This is a genomic window from Neptuniibacter sp. QD37_6 (assembly GCF_047778085.1).
Classification (GTDB): Bacteria; Pseudomonadota; Gammaproteobacteria; order Pseudomonadales; family Balneatricaceae; genus Neptuniibacter.
In genome coordinates this window covers 3,150,166-3,163,120 of record NZ_CP180550.1, presented here as the reverse complement: position 1 = coordinate 3,163,120, position 12,955 = coordinate 3,150,166, and the positions used below count along the sequence as shown (strand labels likewise).

At 45.1% G+C, this 12,955-nt stretch carries 9 protein-coding genes; 8 read left to right on the top strand and 1 reads right to left on the bottom strand.

Annotation, left to right across the window (positions count from 1 at the left end; translation table 11 throughout):
• Nucleotides 1-104: 104 nt before the first annotated feature.
• From ACMXYO_RS15125 to ACMXYO_RS15090, 8 genes are all read left to right on the top strand, one after another.
• Nucleotides 105-1,907 (top strand): EAL domain-containing protein, encoded by a 1,803-nt coding sequence (locus tag ACMXYO_RS15125; protein WP_415885952.1) that lies wholly within the window; start codon nt 105-107, stop codon nt 1,905-1,907.
• 138 nt (nt 1,908-2,045) lie between these two features.
• A complete protein-coding gene (locus tag ACMXYO_RS15120) occupies nt 2,046-2,666 on the top strand; it encodes an NUDIX domain-containing protein (protein WP_415885951.1) in 621 nt (206 codons plus the stop codon).
• A 27-nt stretch (nt 2,667-2,693) separates the two neighbouring features.
• Complete coding sequence (locus tag ACMXYO_RS15115; protein ID WP_415882542.1) at nt 2,694-3,137, top strand: DUF1249 domain-containing protein; 444 nt, start codon at nt 2,694-2,696, stop codon at nt 3,135-3,137.
• Nucleotides 3,130-3,894 (top strand): metallophosphoesterase, encoded by a 765-nt coding sequence (locus ACMXYO_RS15110; RefSeq protein ID WP_415885950.1) that lies wholly within the window; start codon nt 3,130-3,132, stop codon nt 3,892-3,894. The genes ACMXYO_RS15115 and ACMXYO_RS15110 overlap by 8 nt, the downstream gene beginning before the upstream one ends.
• Before the next feature lie 59 nt (nt 3,895-3,953).
• The gene (locus ACMXYO_RS15105; RefSeq protein ID WP_415885949.1) at nt 3,954-4,565 is read left to right on the top strand and encodes a YqiA/YcfP family alpha/beta fold hydrolase; all 612 of its coding nucleotides are present in this window, start codon (nt 3,954-3,956) and stop codon (nt 4,563-4,565) included.
• 52 nt (nt 4,566-4,617) lie between these two features.
• The gene (gene parE, locus ACMXYO_RS15100) at nt 4,618-6,510 is read left to right on the top strand and encodes a DNA topoisomerase IV subunit B (protein WP_415885948.1); all 1,893 of its coding nucleotides are present in this window, start codon (nt 4,618-4,620) and stop codon (nt 6,508-6,510) included.
• A 130-nt stretch (nt 6,511-6,640) separates the two neighbouring features.
• Complete coding sequence (gene parC, locus ACMXYO_RS15095; RefSeq protein ID WP_415885947.1) at nt 6,641-8,920, top strand: DNA topoisomerase IV subunit A; 2,280 nt, start codon at nt 6,641-6,643, stop codon at nt 8,918-8,920.
• A gap of 178 nt (nt 8,921-9,098) precedes the next feature.
• Nucleotides 9,099-10,334 (top strand): diguanylate cyclase, encoded by a 1,236-nt coding sequence (locus ACMXYO_RS15090; protein WP_415885946.1) that lies wholly within the window; start codon nt 9,099-9,101, stop codon nt 10,332-10,334.
• Here ACMXYO_RS15090 and ACMXYO_RS15085 read toward each other — a convergent pair.
• Complete coding sequence (locus ACMXYO_RS15085) at nt 10,331-12,595, bottom strand: EAL domain-containing protein (RefSeq protein WP_415885945.1); 2,265 nt, start codon at nt 12,593-12,595, stop codon at nt 10,331-10,333. The genes ACMXYO_RS15090 and ACMXYO_RS15085 overlap by 4 nt on opposite strands.
• Between the last annotated feature and the right edge of the window lie 360 nt (nt 12,596-12,955).

Below are 12,955 nucleotides of genomic sequence, written 5' to 3'. Positions count from 1 at the left end.
TGAATACCCATATAAATGGTAGATATTTTCGCGTTTGTCACTTAAGTGTCATCCTTTCTAGCTAGCCTGTGCGTCTAAGAATAGTGCATCACAGGTGAGTAAGTATGTTGCTTGCAACAAATGAGGTCGATGCTGAGTCACGTCGTAAGTATCTTTTCGATATTTTAGAGTCAGAATCACTTTATCCACATTTTCAGCCAATTGTGGATTTAAAAAACAATGTTGTTATTGGTCATGAGGCCTTAATCCGCGGGCCTGCGGGCACGGTTATGGCTTCGCCTGGCGCATTGTTTCAGACAGCCATAGAAAACAACTTGTTACACACACTTGAGTTGCTATCACGACGAAAATCCCTTGAAGCATTTGCTGAGTTGAACCCAGGTGGGCAACTCTTTCTTAATATCAGTGCGTCTTTGTTAGGGACGCCAGAACACACAGAAGGTTTTACGGCTGAACTGTTACAAGAGTTAGGTATCTCAATTCAAGATATCGTCATAGAGCTTTCTGAACAGCACCCATTTGATCAACAAGGCCTGACTCATGCTGCCGTTGAGCATTACCGAAATATGGGTTTCCAAGTTGCGGTAGATGATTTGGGGACAGGTTACTCCGGCTTGAAATTGTGGTCAGAGCTAAAGCCTGAATACGTCAAAATTGATCGCCATTTTATCTCTGATATTGATAGTGATCCGGTAAAACGTGAGTTCGTACGCTCGATCTACAACATCAGTAATACCATGGGCTGCAAAGTCATTGCTGAAGGGATTGAACGTCAAGAAGAAGTCAAAACGATCAAAGAGCTGGGGATCAATATTGGCCAAGGTTTTTACCTTGGTTATCCAAGCCCAGAGCCGCAAACAGTAGAGCCTCCTGTTGTTGATGTCTACGAATCTGCAAATGCACCTCGAGTTGAGAACTGTGAGACGGCTCATTCTCTATTACGCAATGCTCCAACTGTTTCCATTCAAGATACTGTGCTGTCGGTGAGTGACCTATTTAGAACGCACCCCGAAGTAAGCTCTCTACCGGTTGTGCATGAAGGCGTACCTCAAGGTGTAGTGAGAAGATCCAGTTTGTTTGAGTTGTTCTCTACCCAATATGGTCGAGCGCTTTATGGTACAAAACCGGTCGAGCGGATCTTGTCTCATGACGTGCTTATTGTGGATGCAGGGATGAGCTTGGATGAAGTCTCTCGGCTTATCACAGAGCATGAACAGAATGAGATCCAGCAGGATTTGATTATTACTCAGAACGATCTTTATGTTGGTATGGGTAATGTACGAGATCTGTTGAAGCGATTGACCGAACTCAAAGTGCAAAATGCGCAATATGCTAACCCGCTGACGCTTTTGCCGGGTAATGTCCCGATCAATAACGAAGTGGATGCGTTGCTTAACCAATCGGCTGACTTTCATGTCGCTTATTTCGACTTGAATAACTTTAAGCCCTTTAACGATTGTTACGGTTATTCCAAAGGGGATCAGGTGATTCGTTTGTTGGGTGAATTGCTGGTGCAACACGCCTCTTATGATTCAAATTTCATCGGCCATGTGGGGGGCGATGACTTTGTTGTGATCTATCGCTCACCTGATTGGCAGTTGAGTTGTGAGCGGATCATTCGCGAGTTCGATAAAGCGGTAAAAGGGTTCTACTGCGATGCGGATCTCAAAGCGGGCGGAATCTGGGCGAGTGATCGTCAAGATAACCGAACTTTTTTCTCATTTTTGGGCTTAGCTGTCGGTGTTGTTCACCCTGATCCTTGCTGTTGTAACAGCTTTCATGAGGTGGCAGAGCTTGCGGCAATGGCTAAAAAAGAAGCTAAAAAGTCTGCTGAGAGCGCTATGTTTGTATCCCGTCGGCGTTGTATTACTACATCGGTAGCCGATAGCTTAAGGTGCTTTGCGTAAGCTTAAATTTCTATCCTAGCCCTGTTCCTTAGGGCTAACCTCTCCAATCCTTCATTTCTAAATGTCTTGATCAATTGGCTTGATGAGCTGGTTAATTGATATAGTGAGTTATTCGCTAGTCAATGACAGGAACAGCACATGTCTGAAAAATGGCAACCAAGTTTTGGTCAAAAAGATTTCAACATCGATAAACAAGAAACCCTGTACGATGGTTTCTTTCAAATGCACAAACTCTATCTGCGGCACAAAACCTTCGCTGGCAGTGAGATAGAGATCCAGCGTGAGCTGTTTTACCGTGACGATGCTGTATGTGCGCTGCTCTATGATGCGGTTAAACAATCGGTTGTTTTGATTGAGCAGTTCCGTGTAGGTGCGTTCGATAGCCCTGATGGGCCTTGGTTGCTGGAGCTGGTGGCAGGTATTGTCGAGAAAGGTGAAACCACTGAAGATGTCGCTCGCCGTGAAGCAGTCGAAGAAGCGGGGGCGCAGCTAGGTGAGATCAAGCACATCACCCGTTTCTCACCGAGCACTGGAGCAACGCGAGAGTATATCGATCTACTTTGTGCTCAGGTGGATTCCAATGGTGTCGAAGGCATTCATGGTTTGCCTGAAGAGGGCGAAGATATCAAAGTGCATGTCATTCCTGTGGAAGATGCCTTTGAATTAGTACAACAAGGTATAATTAATAATGCCCCTGCGATAATTGCTCTGCAGTGGTTACAGTTAAATAAGTCAGCGCTCGATCAGCGATGGCAGTAAGTAGTAAACGATAAATCGGATAGGCGGATGAAGCGGAAATATATTCCAGATCTAACTCGGCAGATGGCGCATTGCGAGGCTAACTATGCTCGTATCATGAAGCTATTGCCGGATCTGGATGACTGTGATGAACGTGAGTTTCAGGTGAGCTGGCCTGAGCATACTGCCTATCTGCGTCTGCAGGTTGATGAGCGATTCAAATATACGACCACGTTGTTGATTAGTCATCGCTTTGAATCAAGCTCACCATGGTTAGAGGCGCCTGGGCTAGTGGTACGTCTATACCACGATGCTGGCATGGCGGAGGTAATCTGCATGCAGCGCCGTAAGCAGCTATCCGGTGTTTACCCCTACCCAAACAAAAATATGCACCTTCCTGACGAAAAAATTCAGCTGAATGAATATCTGGGTGAGTGGTTGAGCGAGTGTTTAAACCACGGCCACAGCATGGAACCTGTATTCAGTGGCTGAAACCATCACTCTGTTGCAAGTCAGTGATATGCACCTGCAACAAGAATCAGATATGTTGTTGAAAGGTGTGAATGTCGAGCAGCGCTTTCAACAAGTGATAACGGAGATTGAATCTCAATCTGCTGATGCCTTGTTACTCACTGGTGACCTGACACATCACGCACCTAAGGCTTATGACCGTTTGGTTTCTTATGTCGATCAGCTTCCTTACCCAAGTTATTGGATTCCCGGTAATCATGATCTGGTAGAGGAGATGGCGCGCTTTGCCGATAGTGAGTTAGCGCCACGGGTAAAAACGTTTGGCGGTTGGAAACTGATCTTTCTAGATAGTAGTTCAAATCCCGATGGCAAAGGTAGCGGTTCGCTTTCTGAGCCAGAATTGGCTTTTTTAAAAGCGGAATTAAGCCAGACAGCGCCTGATCAACATGTGCTATTAGTTCTGCATCATCATCCTGTATCTGTAAAAAGCCGATGGCAGGATGAGATCTGTTTAGGTAATGCTGATCAGTTCTGGCAGATTGTTGATCTTTATCCACAGGTTAAAAGCGTTATCTTTGGCCATGTGCATCAAAGCTGGGGGCTTCAGAGAGGGGGTGTTCAATTATTCTCTGTACCAGCGACTGCTGCGCAGTTTAAAGCTCAGACAGATAACTCGGAAGTCGAAGATGATCCTAAGCTAGCAGGGCCTGCTTATGGCCGCTATCAGCTTTATTCTTGTGGGAAAATTAACCAACAAGTGATTAGATTACCCGCATAGCTTTACTGGCTATTGCGCCTTGCTTTCCCCTCCGGTAAGTTCTTTGCCAGAGGAAGAAAATGAATACACCGCTTTATATATACGTTCATGGCTTCAATAGCTCGCCGCAATCGATGAAGGCGAAGGTGTTCGTCGAGTATCTGCAGGGTAAAGGTCTAGGCGATCAGGTGATGGTGCCAAAGCTATCCCACTGGCCAGCAGAAGCTATGGAGCAGTTACGCGCTCTTGTTGAGCAAAACCAACAGCGATCAATCATCTTATTAGGGAGTTCGCTGGGTGGTTATTACAGTACATGGCTTACTGAACATTATGATCATGTGCGTACGGTTTTAATTAACCCATCGGTTAGACCGTTTGAACTGTTGCCTCAGTATCTTGGGCCTAATGTGAATCTGTATTCTGGTGAAGAGTACGAGCTTACACAGGAGCATCTGGAGCAGTTATTGGCGTTAAATTGCCAAGAGATCGAGCGTCCAGAGGCTTACCTGTTGTTAGCTCAAACAGCAGATGAAACACTGGATTACCGAGAAGCGGTCGAGAAATTTTCTGTATCACCGCAGTTTGTTCAGCCAGGTGGTAGTCATGGTTTCGAGCAGTTTGAAAACCTGATTCCAGCCATTATGGCGTTTGCTGAAGGGCGTATTGATCTGCCCGAAGCACAACCGATTTAAATATCGTTAAACGTTGATTCATAGATAAAGTTTTGCGACAGGAAAGTATTTGATGTCCAAGCAATACAACGCTGGTTCCATAGAAGTTCTTAGTGGTCTAGACCCGGTTAGACGTCGTCCGGGGATGTACACGGAAACGGATCGTCCAAACCATTTGGCGCAAGAGGTCATCGATAACTCGGTGGATGAGGCGCTTGCCGGTCATGCTAAACAGATTGATGTGGTTCTGAATAAAGATCAGTCCTTAAGCGTGACCGATGATGGTCGAGGCATGCCTGTGGATATCCACCCTGAGCAGGGTGTCAGCGGGGTCGAATTGATCCTGTGTAAACTCCATGCGGGTGGTAAGTTTAACAACGATAACTACAACTATTCCGGTGGTTTACACGGTGTTGGTGTATCGGTTGTAAATGCCTTATCTAAGTTGTTAGAAGTTCAGGTACGTCGCGACAGTCAGGTTTATCGTATTGGCTTTGCCGACGGTGAAAAAGTATCTGACCTAGAAGTGATTGATACCTGTGGTAAGCGCAACACTGGTACCACGGTACGTTTCCTGCCTGATCCTCAATACTTTGATACCCATAAATTCAGCGTTTCACGTTTAAAGCATAATCTACGTGCCAAAGCGGTTCTGTGCCCTGGCTTAAAGGTGACCTTTATTGATCTGACCGGTGCTAAGCGTGAGAAAGAGGAATGGTATTACGAAGATGGTTTAATTGATTACCTAAAAGGCACAACGCAGGTCTTTGAAGTACTACCAGCTGAACCATTCTCTGGCTCTTTGCAGGGGGAACTAGACGCAGTCGAGTGGGCTGTTCAGTGGCTACCAGAAGGTGGCGAGATGACCTGCGAAAGTTATGTGAACCTAATCCCTACGGCCCAAGGCGGTACCCATGTAAACGGTTTACGTACGGGCTTACTTGAAGCGATGCGTGAGTTCTGTGAATTCCGAAACTTGCTACCTCGTGGAGTAAAGCTGACTGCAGATGATGTCTGGGATAAGTGTTGTTACGTCCTCTCTGCAAAAATGCAGGACCCTCAGTTTGCTGGTCAAACCAAAGAGCGTTTGTCTTCTCGTGAAATCGCTGCTTTTATCTCCGGTACGATTAAAGATGCTTTCTCTCTATGGCTAAACCGCCATGTAGAAGAAGGTGAGCAACTTGCTGAAGTTGTTATCTCTAACGCTCAACGCCGTATGCGTTCCAACAAAAAGGTTGTGCGTAAGAAGGTGACGCAAGGGCCTGCTTTGCCGGGTAAATTGGCAGACTGTTCCGGTGGCGATGCTATGCAATCCGAACTGTTCTTAGTAGAGGGTGACTCGGCGGGTGGTTCCGCAAAACAAGCGCGTGAGCGTGAGTTTCAGGCGATCATGCCTTTGCGCGGTAAGATTCTGAATACATGGGAAGTCGACCCAAGCGAAGTGCTAGGTTCACAAGAGATCCATGATATCTCTGTAGCGATTGGTGTGGAGCCTGCTTCGGAAAACTTCGATGGTCTGCGTTACGGCAAGATCTGTATTCTGGCCGATGCGGACTCCGACGGTCTACATATCGCAACGCTTCTGTGTGCATTGTTCGTACGTCACTTTAAACCGCTAGTTACTGCGGGTCACGTGTATGTGGCTATGCCGCCACTGTATCGAATCGATGTCGCGAAAGAGGTGTTTTACGCACTGGATGACGCCGAGAAAGATGGCATTATCGAGCGTATTAAGGCTGATCGTAAGAATGCCAAAATTGGTGTACAGCGCTTCAAGGGTTTGGGTGAGATGAACCCACTTCAGCTACGTGAGACAACCATGTCACCGGATACTCGCCGTCTTGTACAGCTGACGGTAGAGCCGGGTGATGGCACGAACGAAGTGATGGATATGTTGTTAGCTAAAAAACGCTCAGGTGACCGAAAAGACTGGTTGCAGAGCAAAGGTAATTTGGCAGACGTTTAGACGTTGAAAGTAGCAAGAGTTTTCTCTGTGATTAGTCACTGTAGGCAGAGAAACAGGATAGTTTTTACAGCTGGTTGCTAGGTCTGTGTTACGGCAGCGAGTTGAGCTTATTACGAGTGTAATGTGAATTATGACGGTACAAACAACCTTCGAAGATGGCACTGAACGCCTCGCGTTAAAAGATTTTACCGAGAAAGCGTATCTGGATTACTCCATGTACGTAATTTTGGATCGTGCCCTGCCTCATGTAGGTGACGGCATGAAGCCGGTTCAGCGTCGCATCATCTATGCGATGTCTGAACTTGGTCTAAAAGCGTCAGCAAAATACAAGAAGTCAGCACGTACTGTGGGTGATGTGTTAGGTAAGTTTCACCCGCATGGTGACTCAGCTTGTTATGAAGCGATGGTATTGATGGCGCAGCCGTTCAGTTATCGCTATCCGTTGGTTGATGGTCAGGGTAACTGGGGTTCTCCGGATGATCCTAAATCCTTCGCTGCGATGCGTTATACCGAATCCCGTTTAGCGCGTTATGCCGAAGTTTTACTGTCTGAAATCAGCCAAGGTACAGTTGATTGGGTACCTAACTTCGATGGCACTATGCGTGAGCCAGCGATTCTGCCTGCGCGTTTGCCGAATGTGTTGCTGAATGGCACTACAGGTATTGCCGTAGGTATGGCGACCGATATTCTGCCGCACAACCTTCGTGAAGTGGCTCAAGCCTGTGTTCACTTGCTAGATAACCCGCGCGCTGATCTGGACGAGATTACCGAGATCGTCCCTGGCCCCGATATGCCAACCGATGCGGAGATCATCACCTCCCGTCGAGAGCTGAAGAAGGTTTACGAAACAGGACGTGGCTCTGTGCGTATGCGTGCCGTATACACGAAAGAGCAGGGCGAGATTGTTATTACAGCGCTGCCTCATCAGGTATCGGGCGCTAAAATTTTGGAGCAGATCGCCGCTCAGATGCAGCAGAAAAAGCTGCCGATGGTAAGTGATCTTCGAGATGAATCTGATCATGAAAACCCGACGCGTCTAGTGATTATCCCGCGCTCGAATCGTGTTGATGTCGAGCAGTTAATGGCTCACCTATTTGCTTCTACTGATCTAGAACGTACATACCGTGTGAATATGAACATGATCGGTGTGGACGGCAAACCTCAGGTTAAAAACCTCCGCCAAATTTTGGTTGAATGGCTGAGCTGGCGTACGGAAATTGTACGTAAGCGTTTGAATCATCGTTTGACTAAAGTGCTGGATCGTTTGCACATCCTTGAAGGTTTGATGGTCGCCTACCTCAATATTGATGAGGTAATTGCGATTATCCGCCATGAGGAAGAGCCGAAAGCAGAGCTGATTAAGCGCTTTGGTCTAACTGAGATTCAAGCAGATGCGATTCTAGACCTTAAACTTCGCCATCTGGCCAAACTGGAAGAGTTTAAAATCCAGTCTGAGCAGAACGAGTTGGAAGCAGAGCGCAAGAAGTTGGAAGGTATTCTGGGCTCAGATGCCAAGATGCGTAAGTTGATTAAAAAAGAGATCCAAGACGCTGCCGAAGAGTACGGTGATGATCGTCGCTCGCCAATCGTAGAGCGTGAAGAAGCGCAGGCATTCAGTGAGAAAGATCTTCTCTCTTCGGATCCTGTAACAGTCGTGATCTCTAAGCAGGGCTGGATTCGTGCCGCAAAAGGTCATGATATTGATGCCGAGGGCCTCAATTACAAATCCGGTGATGCCTTTAAGCTAAGTTGTAAGGGTAGGACTAATCAGCCAACCCTCTTATTAGATACCACGGGTCGAAGTTTCACTATCGAGACCCATAATCTACCGTCCGCCCGTGGACAAGGTGAACCGGTAACAGGGCGTATTACATTACCAAAAGGCTCCACTGTAGATGCTGCTATTGCGGGTAAGGATAACGACCAAGTCCTGATGGCTTCAGATGCGGGTTATGGTTTTATCGCTAAGATCTCTGATCTCACTAGTAAGACTAAAAACGGTAAGGCAGCATTAACCCTGCCTAAAAATGCTCAGATCTTGCAGCCAATCACTATGAGTTCAGTCGAAGATTCTCTTCTGGCTGCAGTGACAAATGAAGGACGCTTATTGGTCTTCCCAGTATCAGAACTGCCTCAGCTGGCGCGTGGTAAAGGTAATAAGATTATTAATATCCCATCTGCAAGAGCCTCTGCCCGAGAGGAATTGGTAGTTGCCTTGGCTGTGTTCTCTCCGGAAGACACATTGCTTGTGCATGCTGGCCGTCAACACTTGAAGCTTAAGCCCGCTGATATAGAGCACTATCGAGGTGAGCGAGGCCGACGAGGTAACAAGTTACCGCGTGGTTACCAGCGTGTAGATAGTCTGGAAGTGAATAGCAGTACGCAAGAACAATCTGAAGGCGAGGAATAAAGCTTACTTAACCTAGATGCCGGTAGCGGTAACCAGCTGTTAACCCAGAGTAGCTTATTAGAATTGTGCTTCGCAGTAAGTCTAATAGGCTACAGCTTGACCCTATAAGCTAACGGATTATCATATGCGCCTACATTTAAGGTGGTTTTTTTGGTCAGCCATATAGGTGCTATACGTCATGGAAGGACGTTTATTACGTAAGCGATTTAGTCGTCGTATTACGATTTTAGCTGTTTCTCTGTCCATCGTTATCTTACTGATGGGAGGGCTTCTCTTGTTCCTATCCTCGGGGGTAAGGGATGCCTGGACAGCGTATAGTTATACTTCAGAAAACCGTACAACTGCTCTGTCAGAGCTGCATCGTTCCATTGGGTACGGTGGTTTTATCCACAACTTCAAAAACTATGTTTTACGCCAAGAGCAAGGTTTGCTTGAACACTTACGTGGCGATATAGAAAAATTTTCTCAAGTTATTTCCCATTATTCTTCGTTGGATCTCAATGGTAAAGAGAGCCAAGCACTGTTAGTTATCCAACAGACGCTTCAGATGTATAGAGATAATCTTCATGTCGCTCAGATGGCAGTGCAAAGGGGAGCGCCGACTCAACAGATAGATAGGCAGGTGCGTATTGATGATGCTCCTGCATTGGCTGCTTTAGCGGTACTTCAGCAAGAAAATAACCGTTTTCATGAAGCAGTTACTCGCGATATGAACAAGCAGATTACTAACCTAATTAATGCGCTTCTCATAGGTTTGTTAGCGATGCCTTTTGTGGTGCTTGCTGCCTATCATTATCACGATGTTATGAATCGCTTCGTCCAATTGATAGCTGAAAAACGTGAGGTCGAAAAAGCGCTGGTTAATTCAGCCGCTGAAGTTGAAGAAGCACAGCAGCAAAGGCGTGCGATGGCTTATGAAGCGCATCATTGCGAATTAACCCGTGTCCCGAACCGCAAAGCCTTTATGACCACTGGGCATGAGATTATGCAGAATGCAGCTGCTCGCGAACAGTGTTTAACAGTGCTGTTTGTAGATGTCGATGATTTTAAAACGATCAATGACACCTATGGTCACGAAATCGGCGATAAAGTGTTGGTGGAGGTTGCTTCTCGTCTCAGTTTTGCGTTGCGAGAAGGGGACTTTGTTGCACGTATTGGTGGGGATGAGTTTGCCATGATCATTCAATGTAATGATTCTGCTACTTGTGCTCCAGGTTTGGCCGAAAGATTGCTGGATGTTATGAATGAGAGCTATAGCGATATTGCTGAAGATCTAGAGGTTAGCTGTTCGGTCGGTGGTGCTAATTGTCCACAAGATGGTCAGGATCTTGACACGCTGGTACGCGTGGCTGATGAGCGTATGTATCGGGTTAAAAAAAGCGGGAAGAATGGAGTTTTCCTGCAGGAATGTTAATTAAATTCCTTAATTACGTCGTTAATAGGCATGGGTTTGTAGAAGTAATAGCCCTGAAATACCTCACAACCTAGATCATCAAGGATCTGCTTTTGTTCTTGGGTTTCAACGCCCTCAGCAACAATGGTTATTCCCATTTTATGAGCAATATCGATAATCCCTTGAAGCAGTAATCGAGCATCTTTGTCCTCGACAATATCATCGATAAAACTCTTATCTATTTTAAGCTCGTCGATAGGTAGATCTTTCAACAAACTTAAAGAGGAATAACCCGTACCAAAGTCATCTAAAGATACGGATATTCCCTCTGCTTTAAACTGGTTGATCATGCCTAACACGTAATCTAAATCTTGGATAAACAGACTTTCTGTAATCTCAATTTTGAGCCTGCTTTTATCTATTTTGGATAGATTAGCTTGCTCTAAAAAGTACTCAAAAAAACCATCGGAAAAGAATTGCTTGATAGATACATTTATCGATAACGAGAAACTGCCCGATGCTACCTTACCTGCCTCGTCTAACGATTTTCGGATAATATGTCGGCCAAGTTCTGGCATCAGCCCAGAGTATTCAGCAATAGGGATAAAACGATTTGGTGGGATAGGACCGAGATCTTTGTTTTGCCAGCGAACTAAAGATTCAAAGCCGGACAGCACGCCAGTTGAAGAAACTTGCGGCTGAAAGACGACAGTTATTGCATCGCTCTTAATGGCGTCTCTGAGCTGATTCTCTAGCGATAGATCATCAAGATAGCGTTTTTTTAGTTCATCATGGAAGATGGTGTAGCAGTTTTTGTTCTGTTTCGCTTCATACAAGGCAAAGTCCGAGAGTCTTTTTACCTCTTCAAATGAGCTAGCGTCGGTAGGACAATGAGAGATCCCTATGCTGGCACTTAAACTTAAGCGGTTGCCACTCATTAGATAGGGTTTAGAAATCTCTTCTAAAATGGCTTTGGCTAAGCATTCAGCTTCAAAACTAGAAAGGTTGAATGCAACGACTACAAACTCATCACCACTATACCTAGCCACAATGCATTCGTTATTTTGTATGCTGAGCTTGAGCCTTCTAGTTATTTCTATCAGCACTTGATCACCGTAGTCATGACCGAAATTATCATTAGCCGATTTAAAATTATCCATATCGATAAACAGTAGGTGGTACCTCTTTTGCTCTTCTAGTTTTGAAAAGTAGTTATCCAGAAAATAGCGGTTGGGCAGGTTGGTTAGGAAGTCGTGCGTTGCTCTATAAGTTAACAGTTTCTCTTTCTTCTTCTCATTATTGCTGATCACTCTAAAGAGCCAGAAAATAACGGCATAGGCGAAGAAGAAAACTAGGGAGAGATTGGCTGCTGCTTGGAAGAACTTTTTCCTAATAACTTGGGTATCTCTTTCTACCCCTACCCAAAGCTGAAACTCTTTTATATAGAAGTTCGACATCATCGATTGAGAGTCATCATTAGACTTGCCGGTGACATGAGTAGTAATGATCTGTTTATCCTTAATATTCTCAAAGCTAGTGTTGTAGGCCTGTTCGACATAATCGATGCCTTCTTGAACCCTTTCTTCTGAAAATGGATGTTCGTATACAGCGGGATCCTTGATGATACGTTTAGGGGCTATCTGAAAATATCGGTCTCGATCTCGATAGATAAAAACACTGTAGTCAGCACTGTGTTCAACATTTTTGGAGAAGAATGGAAGACCTTGCTCTATGTTAATTGTTAGGGATACAACGAACAGCGGTAGGCCGCTTGTATCTCTGATCGTTTTACGAATAGGGATGATCAGAGCGTTTTCCCAGTTACTAAAATAAGTGCGGCCAATAACAGCTGATTTACTATCCAGTGTGAGTTGGAATGCTTTTGCAGCTTTAGGTGTTTTCAAAAGGTTAAATGAGGATTCGCGTATTACTTGAGACTGAGAGTTAGTCGCAACTATATTGCCAGCAAGATCGATTAGAAATAGATTGTGCGTCGTCTTGGCTGCATTCAGTATCTTATCTATTTCTTGGATTGCTTGAATCTGATTCTTGAATTTTTCTTCGTGTAATAGTTCCTCACCCAGAATATCTAAAAGCGTTTCATATTGTCTAAGCGAAGCTTCAACTGAGTTAGAGGTAATGCGTGTTAGGTTTTCTTGCTCTAACTGCACATCTTGCCGGATAGAGTCATGGGTTTTCATAAGAATGAAAATAAACGAAGCAAAGCCGGCCAAAAGGAAGACGTAAAACGCAAGCCAGATGTTTTTTCTAATGAACAGCATAATGTTTCACTCAAACATTGTGATGCTTAACTAGAGTGAAGGTATGAATAATGTTCTTGAGAAACCGTGTGTGTCATCAAAAGTACCTTTGCTATTTACATCATATAGAGTAGTCAAAGCTGGGCACCCTGCTTAGTGGTTTAAGCTTCCTTAGGATAATCGCAATGCGATCAATGAAAATGTCAGCGTTATATCCAATTTATCAGTTCAGCTGCACTGCTTTGGCCAACTCTAAACGATTTCATTATATAACCAGTTTCAAATGTAACAGTCTCCATATTTGGTAGTAGATTGATGGCTCGTTTGTAGGGGGCTTGGCTGCACATATGGTTCTTTATAGATGACACCGCCTATATGTAT

What these genes read in the sequence shown, in the direction of transcription:
- ACMXYO_RS15125 (WP_415885952.1), top strand. Translation starts at nt 105, where the DNA reads ATGTTGCTTGCAACAAATGAGGTCGATGCTGAGTCACGTCGTAAGTAT.
- ACMXYO_RS15120 (WP_415885951.1), top strand. Translation starts at nt 2,046, where the DNA reads ATGTCTGAAAAATGGCAACCAAGTTTTGGTCAAAAAGATTTCAACATC.
- ACMXYO_RS15115 (WP_415882542.1), top strand. Translation starts at nt 2,694, where the DNA reads ATGAAGCGGAAATATATTCCAGATCTAACTCGGCAGATGGCGCATTGC.
- ACMXYO_RS15105 (WP_415885949.1), top strand. Translation starts at nt 3,954, where the DNA reads ATGAATACACCGCTTTATATATACGTTCATGGCTTCAATAGCTCGCCG.
- parE (WP_415885948.1), top strand. Translation starts at nt 4,618, where the DNA reads ATGTCCAAGCAATACAACGCTGGTTCCATAGAAGTTCTTAGTGGTCTA.
- parC (WP_415885947.1), top strand. Translation starts at nt 6,641, where the DNA reads ATGACGGTACAAACAACCTTCGAAGATGGCACTGAACGCCTCGCGTTA.
- ACMXYO_RS15090 (WP_415885946.1), top strand. Translation starts at nt 9,099, where the DNA reads ATGGAAGGACGTTTATTACGTAAGCGATTTAGTCGTCGTATTACGATT.
- ACMXYO_RS15085 (WP_415885945.1), bottom strand. Translation starts at nt 12,595, where the DNA reads ATGCTGTTCATTAGAAAAAACATCTGGCTTGCGTTTTACGTCTTCCTT.